General features: G+C 43.1%; 7 protein-coding genes and 1 pseudogene. 6 read left to right on the top strand and 2 right to left on the bottom strand.

Annotated features, from left to right (window positions below; genetic code table 11):
- Positions 1-556 precede the first annotated feature (556 nt).
- Positions 557-1,117, bottom strand: a pseudogene (locus LVJ86_RS09855) (transposase).
- Between the two features lie 195 nt (positions 1,118-1,312).
- On the opposite strand from LVJ86_RS09855, the gene speA reads away from it, so the two are divergent.
- Positions 1,313-3,211, top strand: a complete 1,899-nt coding sequence (gene speA, locus LVJ86_RS09850) for an arginine decarboxylase (RefSeq protein WP_047760963.1) — start codon at positions 1,313-1,315, stop codon at positions 3,209-3,211.
- A gap of 72 nt (positions 3,212-3,283) precedes the next feature.
- Here the strand turns inward: speA and pilC are convergent, their stop codons facing one another.
- Complete coding sequence (pilC, locus tag LVJ86_RS09845) at positions 3,284-6,547, bottom strand: PilC family type IV pilus tip adhesin (RefSeq protein WP_047760962.1); 3,264 nt, start codon at positions 6,545-6,547, stop codon at positions 3,284-3,286.
- A gap of 390 nt (positions 6,548-6,937) precedes the next feature.
- On the opposite strand from pilC, the gene LVJ86_RS09840 reads away from it, so the two are divergent.
- The 5 genes from LVJ86_RS09840 (at position 6,938) to carB (ending at position 17,069) form a co-directional block, all read left to right on the top strand.
- Positions 6,938-10,483, top strand: coding sequence for a PilC/PilY family type IV pilus protein (locus tag LVJ86_RS09840; RefSeq protein WP_047760961.1), 3,546 nt, complete (start codon positions 6,938-6,940; stop codon positions 10,481-10,483).
- Between the two features lie 352 nt (positions 10,484-10,835).
- Entirely contained in the window at positions 10,836-11,966 is a 1,131-nt protein-coding gene (gene carA / locus LVJ86_RS09835; protein ID WP_047760959.1) for a glutamine-hydrolyzing carbamoyl-phosphate synthase small subunit, read from the top strand.
- A gap of 28 nt (positions 11,967-11,994) precedes the next feature.
- Positions 11,995-12,744 (top strand): leucine efflux protein LeuE, encoded by a 750-nt coding sequence (leuE, locus tag LVJ86_RS09830; protein WP_327134255.1) that lies wholly within the window; start codon positions 11,995-11,997, stop codon positions 12,742-12,744.
- A gap of 325 nt (positions 12,745-13,069) precedes the next feature.
- Entirely contained in the window at positions 13,070-13,837 is a 768-nt protein-coding gene (locus tag LVJ86_RS09825; protein ID WP_047760958.1) for a hypothetical protein, read from the top strand.
- A 22-nt stretch (positions 13,838-13,859) separates the two neighbouring features.
- On the top strand, positions 13,860-17,069 hold the full coding sequence (gene carB / locus LVJ86_RS09820; RefSeq protein WP_047760957.1) for a carbamoyl-phosphate synthase large subunit: 3,210 nt from the start codon (positions 13,860-13,862) through the stop codon (positions 17,067-17,069).
- Positions 17,070-17,099 lie beyond the last annotated feature (30 nt).

Below are 17,099 nucleotides of genomic sequence, written 5' to 3'. Positions count from 1 at the left end.
TATGGCATTTCTTTAATCGTAGTAATGAAATATATTAAGCTTTTAATACACCTCTATTTTTTTAGAATAGTTAGAAAATTTTATAAAAACTATATATTTTCAAAGTAAAATAGATTTAGTCTAAAATTTCGAATAAAAAAATTTCATACTGTAAATAATTTTTAAAAATTGATAGAATATTACTATTGAAAGATACAAATTTTTTAAGTAAATTTAGTTTACTTGATTGATTTGTATATAAATAGATTTAAAGATATTATTATTTTATTCTTTTACTTGAGTTATATTGAAATTTTTTAAAGCATAGATAGTAAAATATTGAGAGTTGCTATTAATTTTTATATGAATTTTAATAATTTTTTAGATATTTAATTTTTTATAGAAATAAGGCTATTAAACAAAATTTAATGCAACAGGTAGACTGATTTTGATCTAAGACTATTAAAAATAATAGATATATTTATTAGTATATAAATTTTTTAGACAAATTAATAAAGATTTTATAAGATATTAAATTAAGGGATGTTCTAGATAACTAAGATAAACAATCTATTGCTCATTTTTCTAGAATGGATAATTGAGATTTTATTTCACTGTAAGCTTCATTCTTACTCCTTTAAATATAGCTCGAAATGACTCTTCGGCATACTGTTAAACTTCCGAAAATAGTACTTTGCTTGATTCCAAAGGCTCTCAATTCTGTTGATGTGGCTTTGCTTTCGGAATAATGTGTATGGTGGTTGATACGGTAGTGACTAAACTCACTGACATCTAAAACATCATAACTTTTATAGTAGTCAGTATGGATAATGCTGTCAGACCTAGACGGTATAAATTTACTATTACTTTTCAACAGTCCGAATACTGGGATTTTCCCTGCTTGTACCGCGTCCGTGTTTTCTTTTACGTCGGCTGCCGAAATAGCTTTGATTTCTTTGTTAAGTATTTCCAAATGCAGGCTGTTTTGACAAAATAGTAGTCTTAGATGGAGAAAGTAATAAGTAGCAGTATTGCGGTTTACACCTACTAATTCTGCGAAGATTTGGGCTGTTGTTCTTGCAATGAACAGTTCAATCAATTTGGTTTGCTTGTATCGGCTTAATTGGCTTTTTATCAGGATTATTTTAAATTTTTTAAATAACTTTAGTTATCTAGGATAGTTACTAAATTAAAAATATGGTTAATTTATTAAAGAGAAAATTAACTTTTATTTTAAGGAGCATTAATCATATTGATGGAAAGAGGACCTAATTTAGGCAAAATCCTATGTTATGATAAGCTCGCTAAATAGTAACTTAATGAGGTAAGTGAAATGACTTGGACAGCAGCAGACAGTGCAGGTTTGTATGGAATCCGTCACTGGGGGGATCGTTATTTTTCTGTAAGTGAAGACGGAAAAGTAATGGTTCGACCAAATGACAATAGTGAGGTAGAAGTAAGCTTGTATGATTTGGTAGGTAGTCTGAGTGTCCGTGGGCAGGACTTACCAATGTTGTTTCGCTTTCCTGATATTTTGCAAGATCGTGTAGCACGTTTGTGTGCAGCTTTTAATCGTTCTATCCGTAAAAATGAATATACAGGTACTTATACTGCTATTTATCCAATTAAGGTAAATCAACAAGAATCGGTAGTTAAGAACATTATCGTTCCAAAGGATGATCAAGTTTCGATAGGTTTAGAGGCGGGTTCGAAGCCTGAATTGATGATTGTGCTGGCTTTTGCACCTAAAGGCGGAGTGGTTGTTTGTAACGGCTACAAAGATCGTGATTTTATTCGATTGGCATTAATGGGGCAGCGCTTGGGTCACCAAGTGTTTATTGTTATTGAAAAAGAGTCTGAAGTAGATTTGGTCATCGAAGAGTCTAAGAACTTGGGTATCAAAGCAAATTTAGGTCTAAGAGTACGGTTGTCATCATTAGCATCCAGTAAATGGGCCGATACTGGTGGTGATAAGGGGAAATTCGGACTTTCTGCAGCTCAATTGATTTCCGCAGTTGAGAAATTAAATCAAGCAGGTTTAGCGGATACGGTTAAATTAATGCATTTCCATATGGGATCGCAAATTTCCAATATTGCTGATTATCGGATGGGATTTAAGGAGGCTGTACGTTATTTTGCTGAACTGCGTGCTTTGGGTTTGTCTATCGAATATGTTGATGTTGGTGGGGGGCTAGGTGTTGATTACGATGGTACGCATTCACGTAATGCCAGCTCGATCAATTATGATATGGGCGAATATTCTCATGTAATTGTTTCTATGTTGGCCGAATATTGTAATGAGGCAGGGATTCCTCACCCACATATTTTTTCAGAATCTGGACGTGCAATGACAGCTCATCACGCTGTTTTAGTGATGAATGTAACGGATGTTGAAAGCTTGCCTGATCAAATTCCGGTAATCGATGATGAAGAGAATTTGTCTTTTGCTACTAAAAAATTGATTGGCTATTTGGATATCACTGACAGTGAAATGGTAACTGAAACCTATTATCGTATTAGCCATTATCTGACTGAGGTAACAGAGCAATATCTTGAAGGTAAAGTTTCACTGAAAGAGAAAGCTTTAGCCGAGCAGCTACATTCTGTGTTATGCCGCCGTCTGAAGAGTCAGCTCCAAGCTAGCCAACGTTCTCAGAGGCAAGTATATGATGATTTAACTGATAAGTTAGCAGATAAATATTTCTGTAATTTTTCAGTATTTCAAAGCTTACCTGATACCTGGGCCATTGGCCAAGTTTTACCAATTATGCCTATCCACAGATTGGACGAAAAACCATTAAGAAGAGCTGTTCTCCAAGATTTGACTTGTGATTCAGATGGCAAAGTTAGCCAGTATGTTGATCAGCAGAGTATTGAGTCCAGTATGCCTGTTCACAAACTTAAAGATGGTGAGCCTTACCTTTTAGGGGTGTTCATGGTAGGAGCATATCAGGAAATTTTAGGAGATATGCATAATCTGTTTGGCGATACTGATTCGGTAAATGTGTATGTACGCGATAATGGGCAAGTTGAATTTGGCGGTATGGAGGAGCATGATACTATTGAAGATATGTTGCGTTATGTACATTTGTCTCCGGAGGAAGTGTTGAACCGGATTGAGGAAAAGTCACGCTTGGCGGGTTTGAATAAAGTGGAACATAACCGTTATTTTGCAGAGTTTTGCCGTGGTTTGAAACAAAGTTCGTATTTAAGTTTGGAAGAATCTTTGTAGTTAACTCTTTTTGCCAAAATATAAAATATGCCGTCTGAAAAATTCAGACGGCATATTTATGTAGGTTTATCGTTAAAAAATTTCCCTCCAGCTTAAGCGTTTAATTTTTGCACTGCAAAGGGGACCGCTGATACCGAGAGTAGAGGTTTCCGGAGCATCGGAAGAGTTTTCTTGTTTACTTGTTAGGCCACTAATGAAACGGGTGGCATTACCGGTAAAGCAGGAGTTTTTAGGTATTTTTGAACGTTCGCCCAGTTCCAAATCAGTGCCACTACCGCCGCTATCTCCATCATCGGTTACAGCTAATCCTTTTTGTGCTTTAGCCATATCAATATAGCTGAAGCTCAGAATACCATTTTGACGAAGACCGTTGGCATAATATTCGATACCGCTTTTAGCATCTTTTTGGATGAAGCGGAAATCCAAGCGGGCATCTTTAGAAGTAAGTGCACCACCAGTAGCAGCATTGATACCCATAATCCAGCTTGCACTTTGTGTAGAAACCGACGTGGTTGTAGGTTGGCAAACATCCATCGAGCCGCTATTCGAAGAAATAGATGGTCCAGTTTTATAGATACGCGTGCTGATCATGGCAGTCCGCAAAATCATAGTTGGTTTTATTACTACTCGTTCCCCAGTTTCAGGCAACGCTATTTTCCAACCTTTATGGGTATCATTAACCGGATTATTGCTCAGGAAGCGGTAGTCTGCATTATTTTGTTGTGCAGTTGTAATGGTTTGAACTTGGATTTTTGAAGTGTCATCTGAATATTTAGCCACTTCTGTGATGTCAGTAGCGGGGTAAGTACTGACATCATCAAAAATACCATATACCGCTTGCTGTGCCGTATTGCTTAAGTCACTACTGTATATATCGCTACCAGTTCCGAAAATAACGACATAGTTGCCTTGTGAGCGGCGTGATACGGCTGGTGCAGCAACAATCGGTTGAGTGGGGGACCCCTCATAAATACGGGTTACATTCCATTCGCTAGGTGTAGCATTGCGTAGGTCAAACCGATACATATTGCCACCGTAGTCACCTGCATAGGCAATATCAATAATACCGTCGAAATCAATGTCTACCAGAGTTGGAGAAGATAAACCACCTTTGCCATTTGGCACATTGATTTTCGCTAACAACTTACCGGGTACACTATCATTGGCTTTTGTACCGCTTGATGCCTCTTGTCCTAAGGTGTCGTATACGTATAGTGCGGTTTCATTATTATCAGTTGCAGCATTCCTACTTCGGTAGCCGCTGGCTAAGAAGGTTGCATAACGTATATTTTTTTCAAAGTCTACGGTATTGTTTGTACGTGAAATTGATACGCGACCAATTTGTGGTGTACCAATGGTATAACCCAAGGTATTATTTGTACCTTTAGGGGTTTCAAATAAGGGTACATCGTTTAGCCATGTACTTTGATTTGTATCTAATGCAAGAGGTTGGCCATTGGTTCGGTTTATACCACCTATATTTAAGGCATATGCACCGCGACCGCCTTGTCCCAAAGCACCAGCCATAAAGATTTGTTGCCCCTTGGATTTGTTGCCTTCGGGAGTTTGGCGTAATACAAAACCGCCGTTAACCATATAACGGTGTGGGTGCTGGTCATTTTTACCATATTCTTCATGTGCCAGCTCTTTTAATGTTTTGCCTAAGGTGCTACCTCCATTGTTGCTATCGCGCTCCATTGCTGCGGGGATATAACTGAGTTTTAAGTCGTACGGATTAGTGGCGGCTGTATTATTATCACTTTTAAACAGGTGTACCATACCATCATTGGCAGAGGTAACTAAAAATTTCTGCCGTCCGCCTGTTTGAGGGCCGATGGTTAATACGGGGCTATCAAGAATATCCCCTAAATTACGACGGGTAGTTTCCCGTAAGCGGTAAGGAACAGTATATTTTTTTGATGCAGCATTGGATTTAATAAGGTTGTCATCGCTACTGCGAACTGTCCAAGGGAGTAGGGTTGATTTCCATTCATCTTGATCTACGGGCGTGCCACCGGAGAGATCGAAAAAGCGGTTATCTAGGCCAGATATGTTATTGGGTTGGTCCGCCCAAACATTAGCTGAACCCGTGTTCATGATGACACGGCGGTTGGTGTAAGACGGTTGTTTAGGTGCTGTACTCGTATTGACGTTTCCGGATGTATCAGTATCATAAAAGAACAGTTGGCTACTCCAAGAACCAGTATCAAGTTGCACTAAAGCTGCCATATCGGGTACGGCATTACCAATAACCGCCGGTGCCACTGTGCCATAAGCGGATACTGGGTTAACAATACTTTCGTTGGCAATGGTGTCAAAAATGTTTTTGAAAGAGGCCGTTAAACTTTCGGCATTGTCCGCTGCAAAATAGTATTCATTTTTGCTGGCACCTTTTTGCAGATATTGCTTACCGGCGGCACTAATGCCTGAACCAAAGCCAACCGTAAAAGTTTGAACAAGTTGTTTGGCAAAAATACTATTCCCGGAGCTATCTTTGGGGTCATTCGGAGCCCCGTTCCAGTTTTTCCCTGTGGCATCTACGCCGGTAGTCTTGTAATCCTTGGTAGCTAATGTCTTGCTAAACCAGCTTAAGCCATCATTACGGTCAAAAATAGTATCCCAGATTTCCGTGCTTAATCTTGAATTACCTAAATATGTATAGCTATATTTGAGGCTACCGCCTGTCCTTGAACCAAAATAGTTATCGCTAACTTTATTGTTTGGAAAGTAAGGATAAGGAGAGACTGGATAATATTCCCCATAGCCATTGGAATTCCAAGTGTTTGTGATCCAACTACCATTTGCATCACCATCAGATAGCAAAACAATAAAGTTTTTGTCGCAACGATATTGGGTAGCATCTCGTACAATTTTTGATACTTCGTAATAACGTGATGTTGTGGGTGTTCCTCCAGAAGGCTGGATATTTTGAATAAGAGAGGTTACCGTTTGGTAATTAGTCGTATACCCACTTAAGTTTGCATTTGGGTTCGTGCTTTTATTAAGTGTTTGCATTCCCCACTGTACATTATTTTGATATTGGCCTAATACAGCAGACAAGGCTGATTGAACAATAGTTAGGCGAGACTTTTCGTTTGCATACCTAGGGGTTCGATTTTCACCTGGAATCCACGCCATACTGCCTGAGTCATCAATTAAGAACATGACTTTAGGCTTTGGGTAGTTGTTATAGCTGGTCGTACTTTGATTTTGTAGATGTAACGGAGTTTCTGCAAATGAATCTGCGGCTTTACTATATTGGTAGAATGAACAGAAAGCTAAGCAGCAGAAAAGAACTTGCGGCTTGAGTGCAAGAGGGGGAGATAGGATTTTCATACGTAATGTTTCCTGGCTGCGGGTTGAGTGAGGCAGCCAATTGTTAATATTATTAATTTTTTTGTCTCTATTATGTAACGATACAATAAGTATACGTATAGTTTCATTTTGTGTTAGATAGACGGTATTAATTTTAGATGAAAGGTTATTGTAATTGATGCTTTTTTTTAACAAAAATAGTCAAATTGAATAATATTTAGATTATATGCTGTTGTAATTTATATTGGTTTTTATCATTTGGGGCTGATTGGAATGTTTAAGGATGCGGTATAATCCGAAAGCTAATCATAATGCTTAAAATGATGTGATGCCGGAGAAGACTGTGATAGTGATACAGGGTATAAATATTTTGAATAACGGCGTTACACATTACCAGGGAAGAAGCTTGAGATGAACCGTCAATCTATGGATTTAAAGCCAGCACTACCGTTGAAAAAATTATATTGGTTGGTGTTGGGGATAGGGGCTGCTTTGCCTACTTGGGCGGCCGCACCAGTATCACCTTTTGCCGAACGGCCGTTTAGTGTAGATGGTAGTGTTGCGCGGTTCGTTAATGAAAATCCGCCAAAACCAAATTTCCTCTTTATTTTCGATACCTCTAATACGATGGGGCAGGCCATGCCTACCGGAGAGACTCGGTTGGCAGCGGCAAAATCCTCTTTACAGTCTATTATTTCTCGTTATAACAATGATTTTAACTGGTCGATGGTGACGGTGCCCGGAGTCAGTAGTATAGACAGTGCGATTAATGGCGGTTATACAACCGGGGCGCGTATCAGCAGTTTGTTGGGTAGTATCAATACGACTAACTATGGTACTCCCATGACGAGCCGTTATTTAGATGCGGCAAAAATAGCGATTGATGGTATTGAATACAGCTGCCAGCGGAGCTATATCGTTTTGATGTCTGATGGTGAAACCGGTCAGAACACTTGGCAAGCTATTCGCAACAAGCTGAATGATTATCGTTTGAGGGATGGGCGTACTTTAAGTACTTATTTTGGAGGCTTGCCAAGTAATTATTGTGCGAGTTGGGAGAATGGTTATCCGTGGCGGGCACGTCACTTTTGTGGTGATCAGACGGCTATTCAAAGATCTAATTATTCTTTTGGTGCTGCGAATGCTGCCAGCATCATACAAAATTCCTTGAGGCCATGGCCTACGCCAGTGTTAACGCAAACTTGGTCGGCTTCTACTTATGATAATGTAGGAACGGCCAGTAATGGCTATGATATTACAAGCCCTTTGAATACAAATGATAGTTTGCGAATCAATAAGGATGGGCGCTTCTTTACCAAAAATACTGGTTATTCTGTAACTGATAATAACACCTATGCGTTGAACTATAAGGATGGAGTTTCTTATTTCAGTCATATCTTGGCAGTTAAGGATGCGAAAACTCAAGGCGTGGATAGAGAGGGGCGCTCTTGGAACAATACTCTTTTTCCCAAGCAGGTTATTCAAACTTATTCGATTTCATTTGCTGACCCGTCCACATTGAGCGGTAATGCCCATTATTTCTTGGCAACTTCTTCGGCATTGTCTCCAGCGGGCTATGAGCGAGATATAAACACTACTCCATTGTCTACGCAAGTGACCGCATCTGAAAAGATGGGCGTGCCGGGTTATTACAATGCTTCTTCGCAGGCTGCACTGACACAGGCATTTGATAATATTATGGCGGAGATTAAGAAGCAGGAACCAAGGGTCAATGCCAGCGGCCAAAGCATATCTACTTCTTCACCGACCGCCTCAATGTCAATGCAGGATAGCCCTTTGAGCAATTATGCTGCTTATCTCACGCTCGATAGCGGGTTATGGAGCAGCAGGTTGCTTTTCCGTAGTTTGCAGACGGGCTCCGATGAAGAAAAAGTGCCGGATTATTCAGCACGAACTATTTTGGTCAATGACGGTAACAATGTAGTTAATATTGACCAAACCAACCGGCAGCTTTATGGGCTGAAAACCGATATAGAGACTACAGTGGGATTGATTCCTTGGTTGAAGAGACCGGTTAATCAATCTGATACGGCGATTGAGAGTGCGGTAACGGCTCGTTTGCCTGATCCGGCACAGCGAACGGTTGCCTCTTACCGTGTGCGTACTGATTTGCCGGGGGATAATGCCCGCATGATGGCTGACGTGATCGGTGCGCCGATATTGAATATGCTTGATAATGGCCAGGGTCAAAAGCGTTATATGGTAACCGCTGCTAACGATGGTATGCTCTATGCATTTAAATATACCGGTAATACGGATTACCCTTATCAATTAGCCTTAAACTATATGCCTGCAGCTATGCAGCGGGAAAGTACCGACGGCAGCGATACTATTGCCAAAGCCTTGCCGGAAATTGCAACTACAGGCTACGGAAGCTCAACCGCGCAACCGCATTTGTACCTGCATAACGGCGGTATGGAATACCGTACTACTTCGGCTACAGCAGGAGCTGCACAGCAAACTTTCTTAGCCGCGGCATTGGGGCAGGGAGCGCGTGGGGCATATGTGGTTAATATCGCGGGGAAAGACCGTAGAAATAGCTTGGTAAATGTCGGATTAGATGCTGATAATGCTGCTTGGCAGACTTCTGTGCCGGTTTTTGAAACGAATAAGAGTGCGTCGAATAAACTGGGTTATACCATCAGTACGCCTCGTATTGGCTTAGTAGCTACCGAATGGTTGGATGTGGTCAATAATAAACCTGATATTACAAAAGGCGTACGCAATTATTTATTTTTAGCCAATGGTTATGAGGCAAAAAATACGGCTGTTCCGCATGATGGAACGCCAACTTTATATATTTATGACATCTTAGCTCAAGAATTCGGTAGCAGTGGTTTCTCGACAGTAAGTGACAGCAGTAGCGGCAAGTTGATTAAAACCATTCCGGTTAGCGGTGCTTATACGATTGCCAATGGTTTTGATCGGAATTATACGGCACTGTCTACACCGACTTTGGTCGATACCAATGCCGATAATATTTTTGATACGGCATATGCAGGCGATAGCGGCGGCAATATTTACCGTTTTACGCTCAAAGGAAATACAAAAGATTGGAAAGCAGTCAAAATTTACAGTGGTGAAACAACCATAGGTGCAGGCGGCAAGCAAGTTGCCACTCAACCGATTACTACCGCACCGGCAGTTTTCCGCAAGGCAGATGGCACTTATGTCGTGATGGTGGGTAGTGGTTCGGATATTTTCCCATCGGATTTGACCAATACCTACCAGCAGGTTATGTTGGGAATATTTGATGACCCGGCAGCATCTGAAGTACCGGCCGTGCGGCAGTCCCAGCTGGTGAAGCAAATCTTTACGACGGCTACTACCGGAGCCAACCAGTATGATTATGTCAGCAACAATGCCGTGCCGGATAAAGCTAAAGGATGGGTGTTGATGCTGGATGAAACGAGTGCGGAGCGGATCGTTACCTCGCCGAGCGTACATACCCACACGGTTTTCGTTACTACTCGAAGCTACCGGCCGCGGGTAATTAAAAGCAATACACCAACGGTTTCTGCTCCTTATACGTGTGGTTATGTAGAAACTACCGAAACCAGCGGTGCGGCTAGAGCGTTACAGCTCAATGTGCTGACGGGATCGGCGCCTACGGGTGAGTCATCACGGATCCAGTTGTTGGATACAGGTTTGTTGAATGGTTACTACCCCGCTTCTTTAAGGCTAGACGGAGCGGCCTCTGATATCAATTTGTTGTCGCCTTCTAGTACCAAGCAGCCGTCAATTAATGTAAACGGACAGGGTCAGTCAGGCGAAGACGGCCTTATTGCAGAAGCACCGGCCATTAGAAACAGTTGTGTGGCTACTAATGATTATAAAGCCGTGATGGTAGACCAAAGTGGCGTGCGGACCTTTAATATCGAGGCCCCGTTGTGTAATACCAGTGTGCGGCGTATTTCTTGGCGTGAGATTTTCTAAATAATCATGCCGTCTGAAAATATTTTCAGACGGCATTTTTTAGAAATTTGCATGCAGTATCGGGCTGGGTGCTTGAGGAAAACATCATTTTCGCTTAAAATACATTGCTTCTGCGGCATGTATCGCATGTCTCGAAAAGCACGTAACACAGTTTTTGCAAGCTGTGCGGCGTGTTTTTTTTTAGCCGGTATTTTGAGGCCGTCTGAAAAATGGTCGACAATCATTGTCGCCGAATAAAAATAAGATTAATACTGGGCGAGCTGATACGGCAAATTATATTTCAAACGCCCGTATTTCAGGCGGCTGCTATAAAGCATACAATCCATTTATCAATCAGGTAACAGGAATTATCATGACAACGCCCGCAATTCTCGTTTTGGCAGACGGCAGCGTGTTTCACGGCACCTCTGTCGGCTATCACGGCACCACTTCAGGCGAGGTGGTTTTCAATACATCCATGACCGGCTATCAGGAAATTCTGACCGATCCTTCTTACTGTAAACAAATCGTTACTCTGACTTATCCGCACATCGGCAATACCGGCACCAACGGAGAAGACGTAGAAAGCCGCGCTGTTTATGCCGCCGGTTTGATTATCCGCGATCTTCCGCTGCTGCATAGTAACTTCCGTGCCGAGGAAAGTCTGCAAGACTACTTAGTGCGTAACCAAACCGTTGCGATTGCCGATATTGATACCCGCCGTCTTACCCGTATCTTGCGCGACAAGGGTGCACAAGCGGGTGCTATTCTAACGGGAGCGGATGCTACTGAAGAAAAGGCGAGCGAATTGATCACTGCATTTGGTAGTATGGTCGGCAAAGATTTGGCTAAAGAAGTAACCTGCCAAAGTCAATACGAATGGACGGAAGGCGAATGGAAATTGGGCGAAGGTTTCAAACAGCCCACCAATCAACCTTACCATGTTGTTGCTTACGACTTCGGTGTTAAAACCAATATCTTGCGTATGCTGGCTGATCGAGGTTGTCGTTTGACGGTTGTGCCTGCGCAAACGCCTGCGCAAACTGTATTGGATATGAACCCCGATGGCGTGTTTTTATCCAACGGCCCAGGTGATCCCGAACCGTGTGATTACGCCATTGCCGCCATCCAAAGTATTTTGCAGGCGAAAAAGCCCGTATTCGGCATTTGCTTAGGGCATCAGCTTTTAGGCTTGGCTTGCGGAGCCAAAACCAGCAAGATGCCTTTCGGTCATCATGGTGCTAACCATCCCGTACAGGATTTGGACAGCGGTCGCGTGATGATTACAAGCCAAAACCACGGCTTCCAAGTAGATGAAACCAGCCTGCCTGCCAATGTGCGCGTGACCCACCGCTCATTGTTTGATGGCACTGTGCAGGGTATCGAGTTGACCGACCAAGCGGCATTCAGCTTTCAAGGTCACCCCGAAGCCAGTCCCGGCCCGCACGATGTAGCCTACCTGTTTGATAAATTTATCGACAGCATGCAAGCAGCGCGCGGATGATATTTTCAGACGGCATGGCATTTAACCTATGCCGTCTGAAAACCGTTTAACGCCTGACTTTTGTAGCGAAAATAGATCGGGCATAAAAAAGCGGCTTCGAGGCCGTCTGAAAACAAGTGAAGCGAAAATGTACGGTATTACCGACGTGGGCACTTATCTGATCGGCACCATAGCCATTATCACTTTGCCCGGCCCCAATTCCATGTATTGTCTTGCTATCTCTGCACAGCAAGGTATCAAGGCCGCGTACCGTGCTGTTGCCGCCATTTTACTGGGCGATATCATTTTGATGCTTGCCACCATATTAGGGGCAGGTACGGTACTGAAGTTGTATCCTGCTCTGTTTCACGGGATTAAATTGTTGGGCGGTATCTATTTGGCCTACATAGGGTGGAATTTATTGCGTGCGGCAGCGAAGAAATGGCGTTTCAGGCCGTCTGAAAACATTTCGGCTGCCGTGCCGAATACCGTTGCCGTGCAAAGTGTTTTCCGCCGTGCTTTACTGCTGAGCCTGACCAACCCGAAGGCAATACTGTTTTTCTTATCGTTTTTCGTACAATTTGTCGACCCTGTCTATCCGTATCCGGCACTGACCTTTTTGATTTTGGCTATCGTTTTGCAAATCGTGAGTTTTACCTATTTGAGCGTATTGATATTGGCAGGCAGCCAATTGGTGCAAGTTTTCAGGCAGCATAGCAAGATTTCTGCATGGGGCATGGGATTGGTGGGAATGATGTTTATTGGTTTTGCTGTGAGAATGTGGACGGCTGTGATTTGATTTTAGGTAGGCTGAAAAATAATTTTTGATGTGCTGGAAATTTTAGAAATACGGTAATTTTGATTTAGTGTGGTAGCCCAGTTCTCTATTCGAGAAAACGCTAGAGAGAGTAAACATAACAGTTTACACAAACATTTATATAGAGCAGTGATTTTGCATTCTCCCATAGGGGAGAGAATATTTAATGGTTTCAGGCTGCTTGAAAATTTGTGGATTAGATTTTTGAATCTGACAAATTATCAAATTAGCAAAATGTCGGATACAAAAGTCCGTGCTACACTTGCTGAAAAGTATTTTGAGTAATTGTATATTTAGGATATTAAACATGATTTCAGTTATTGATCCTTTTTATAGAAATACTTATGAAGTTTGGGAAAATCGACTAGCAACTCATGATGAAATATTTGAGCACTTTAGATTAAATAGAAATAGTGTACTTATATCTAATATTAGAGATCAATTAACTGAAGAAATAACTTCTCCATTGGAGGCAGCATTATATATATCTAATAAAAAAGTTGATCATGATTTAGAAAATCATATTGCTAACTTTCTAGAAAAAAGTAGCGAATTTAAAAAATGGCAAAATCATATGCCATCAAGAACACCAAAATGTTTTACAGACTATCAACAATCTTATCCAGTATCAGAGGAACAGCTAGAAGAAGTAAATGCATGTATTAATAGGATAAATTTCCACCTGCCACTAGGACAAGTTTTATTCCATGGGGGGAAATGGCTTAATCAAAATGATACTATGTTATTGGAAAAACCTTTATCTACTACTTTCTGCCCTCAAGTTGCTTTGCGTGAATGTACGTGGCGCGGGAAAGCATATGATAGTGGAGAAATTGGTTTATGGGTTATTACTATAACAAGTAATAATATTCCCGCATTTATCTATAGAATAAAAGGAACTAAGATGGGGCATGAAAAAGAAGTTTTATTACCAAAAGGTATAACTCTAAACATAAGAAATAAAAATGATATTGGGATAGAAAAAGCTCGCAAAATGATTGATACCATCACACCAGATGAAAAAGATGTCCCTGTATATGTTTACGAAATAGATGCATTCCGTGAAAGAAATTAATCCTAGTTAAAGAGAAGTAAACATGCCAAAAAGAACCGACCTAAAATCCATCCTCATTATCGGCGCCGGCCCCATCGTGATTGGCCAGGCCTGTGAATTCGACTATTCCGGTGCGCAAGCGTGCAAGGCTTTGCGCGAGGAGGGCTACAAAGTCATTCTCGTCAATTCCAACCCCGCCACAATTATGACCGACCCCGATATGGCCGATGTTACTTACATCGAGCCGATTATGTGGCAAACCGTTGAAAAAATCATTGCGAAAGAACGTCCTGATGCGGTACTGCCGACTATGGGTGGACAGACTGCGCTCAATTGCGCGTTAGATTTGGCGCGTAACGGTGTATTGGCCAAATACAATGTTGAGCTGATCGGTGCAACGGAAGACGCGATTGATAAAGCGGAAGACCGTGGCCGTTTTAAAGAAGCTATGGAAAAAATCGGCCTGTCTTGCCCGAAATCTTTTGTCTGCCACACCATGAATGAAGCGTTGGCGGCGCAAGAGCAGGTGGGTTTTCCTACGCTGATCCGTCCGTCTTTCACCATGGGTGGTTCAGGTGGTGGTATTGCCTATAACCGCGATGAGTTTTTGGCAATTTGCGAACGCGGTTTCGATGCGTCGCCTACCCATGAATTGCTGATTGAGCAATCGGTTTTGGGTTGGAAAGAATATGAAATGGAGGTGGTGCGCGACAAAAACGACAACTGCATCATCATCTGTTCGATTGAAAACTTTGACCCGATGGGCGTACATACCGGCGACAGCATCACCGTTGCGCCTGCACAAACGCTGACCGACAAAGAATACCAAATCATGCGTAATGCATCTTTGGCAGTATTGCGTGAAATCGGTGTGGATACCGGCGGTTCGAACGTACAGTTTGCGGTGAATCCGGCTAATGGTGAAATGATTGTGATTGAGATGAATCCGCGCGTGAGCCGTTCTTCCGCGTTGGCTTCCAAAGCCACGGGCTTCCCAATTGCGAAGGTGGCGGCTAAATTGGCGGTAGGTTTTACGCTGGATGAGTTGCGTAACGACATCACTGGCGGACGTACGCCGGCATCGTTTGAGCCGAGCATTGATTATGTGGTAACCAAAATCCCACGTTTTGCCTTTGAAAAATTCCCTGCCGCCGACGATCGCCTGACTACGCAAATGAAATCGGTGGGCGAGGTGATGGCAATGGGGCGTACCTTGCAGGAGTCCATGCAGAAAGCCTTGCGTGGTTTGGAAACCGGCTTGTGCGGCTTTAACCCGAAAACCGAAGACAAAGCTGAAATCCGCCGCGAGCTGGCTAACCCCGGCCCCGAGCGTATCTTGTATGTAGCCGATGCGTTCCGTGTTGGTTTCAGCAAAGAAGAAATCCATGAAATTTGTGCTATTGATCCATGGTTTTTAGCGCAAATCGAAGACATTGTAGCCGAAGAGCAAAAAGTGGCTTCGGGTAGCCTGCAAGATTTGGATTATGCCGTCTTACGCCGTCTGAAACGTAAAGGCTTTGCCGACAAGCGTTTGGCACAATTGTTGGGCGTGAGCGAGAAAGAAGTACGCGAGCACCGCTATGGTTTGAACCTGCATCCGGTATATAAGCGCGTGGATACCTGCGCGGCAGAATTCCAATCGGATACGGCATATCTGTATTCTACCTATGAGGAAGAATGCGAAGCGAGGCCGTCTGAAAAACGGAAGGTGATGATTCTCGGCGGCGGCCCCAACCGTATCGGCCAGGGTATCGAGTTCGATTATTGCTGCGTGCATGCGGCACTGGCTTTGCGCGAGTCGGGTTTTGAAACCATTATGGTGAACTGTAACCCCGAAACCGTATCCACCGATTTCGATACTTCAGACCGTCTTTATTTCGAACCGTTGACCTTGGAAGACGTATTGGAAATCGTTAAAAAAGAAAACCCGTGGGGCGTAATCGTGCATTACGGCGGCCAAACCCCGCTGAAACTGGCCAATGCTTTGGTCGAAAACGGTGTGAATATTATCGGTACGTCGGCCGACAGTATTGATGCCGCCGAAGACCGCGAGCGCTTCCAAAAAGTATTGAACGATTTGGGTTTGCGCCAACCGCCTAACCGTATTGCCCATAATGAAGAAGAAGCATTGGTGTTGGCCGAAGAAATCGGCTATCCGCTGGTGGTACGCCCGTCTTACGTATTGGGCGGTCGCGCTATGCAAGTAGTGCATTCGCAAGAGCAGCTGAAAACCTATATGCGTGAGGCTGTGCAGGTGTCGGAGGATAGTCCGGTATTGTTAGACTTTTTCTTGAATAATGCGATTGAAGTGGATGTGGACTGCGTTTCAGACGGCCAAGAAGTTGTAATTGGTGGAATTATGCAGCACGTTGAGCAGGCGGGTATCCATTCGGGCGATTCGGGCTGTTCGCTGCCGCCGTATTCGCTGTCCCAAGAAATTCAAGACGAAATCCGCCGTCAAACCAAAGCTATGGCCGAGGCTCTCAATGTGGTCGGGTTGATGAATGTGCAGTTTGCGGTGCAAGACGGTGTGGTATTTGTATTAGAAGTGAATCCGCGTGCTTCGCGTACCGTACCATTCGTATCGAAAGCCACTTCAGTTCCCTTGGCTAAAGTTGGAGCGCGTGCTATGGCAGGTATCAGCTTGAAAGAACAAGGCGTGGAAAAAGAAGTCATTCCTGATTTTTATGCCGTTAAAGAAGCCGTATTCCCATTTATCAAATTCCCCGGTGTCGATACCATTTTAGGGCCGGAAATGCGCTCTACCGGTGAGGTCATGGGTGTGGGGGCGACCTTTGGCGAAGCCTATTTGAAATCCCAATTGGGGGCGGGCGAGCGTATGCCCGCCACTGGTAAGGTATTTTTGGCCGTGCGCGACGAAGATAAACCGTATATCGTCAAAACAGCGAAAAACTTCCAAGCTTTGGGTTACGGCGTATGCGCCACCCGCGGTACTGCTGCTTATCTGGCCGAGCACGGTATCACTGTGCAGGTGGTGAACAAAGTATTGGAAGGCCGTCCACACATTGTCGATGCGATTAAAAACGGTGAAATCGCTTTGGTAGTGAATACCGTAGGCAGTGATGCGCAATCGGTAGCTGACAGCCATAGTATCCGTCGCACTGCGCTGACAGCGCGTGTTCCCCAATATACTACCGTGGCGGGCGGTGAGGCGATGAGCGAAGGGGTGAAAAGCCTGAATACACTGGGTGTATATAGTGTGCAGGAATTACATGGCCGTCTGAAGAAATAATTTATATTTAAGCATATTTAAGGATATAAA

Origin of the sequence: Neisseria arctica (genome assembly GCF_022870905.1) — a bacterium.
Taxonomy (GTDB): Bacteria; Pseudomonadota; Gammaproteobacteria; order Burkholderiales; family Neisseriaceae; genus Neisseria; species Neisseria arctica.
The sequence above is the reverse complement of the archived record's forward strand: the minus strand, read 5'-3'. Positions and strand labels throughout refer to the sequence as shown.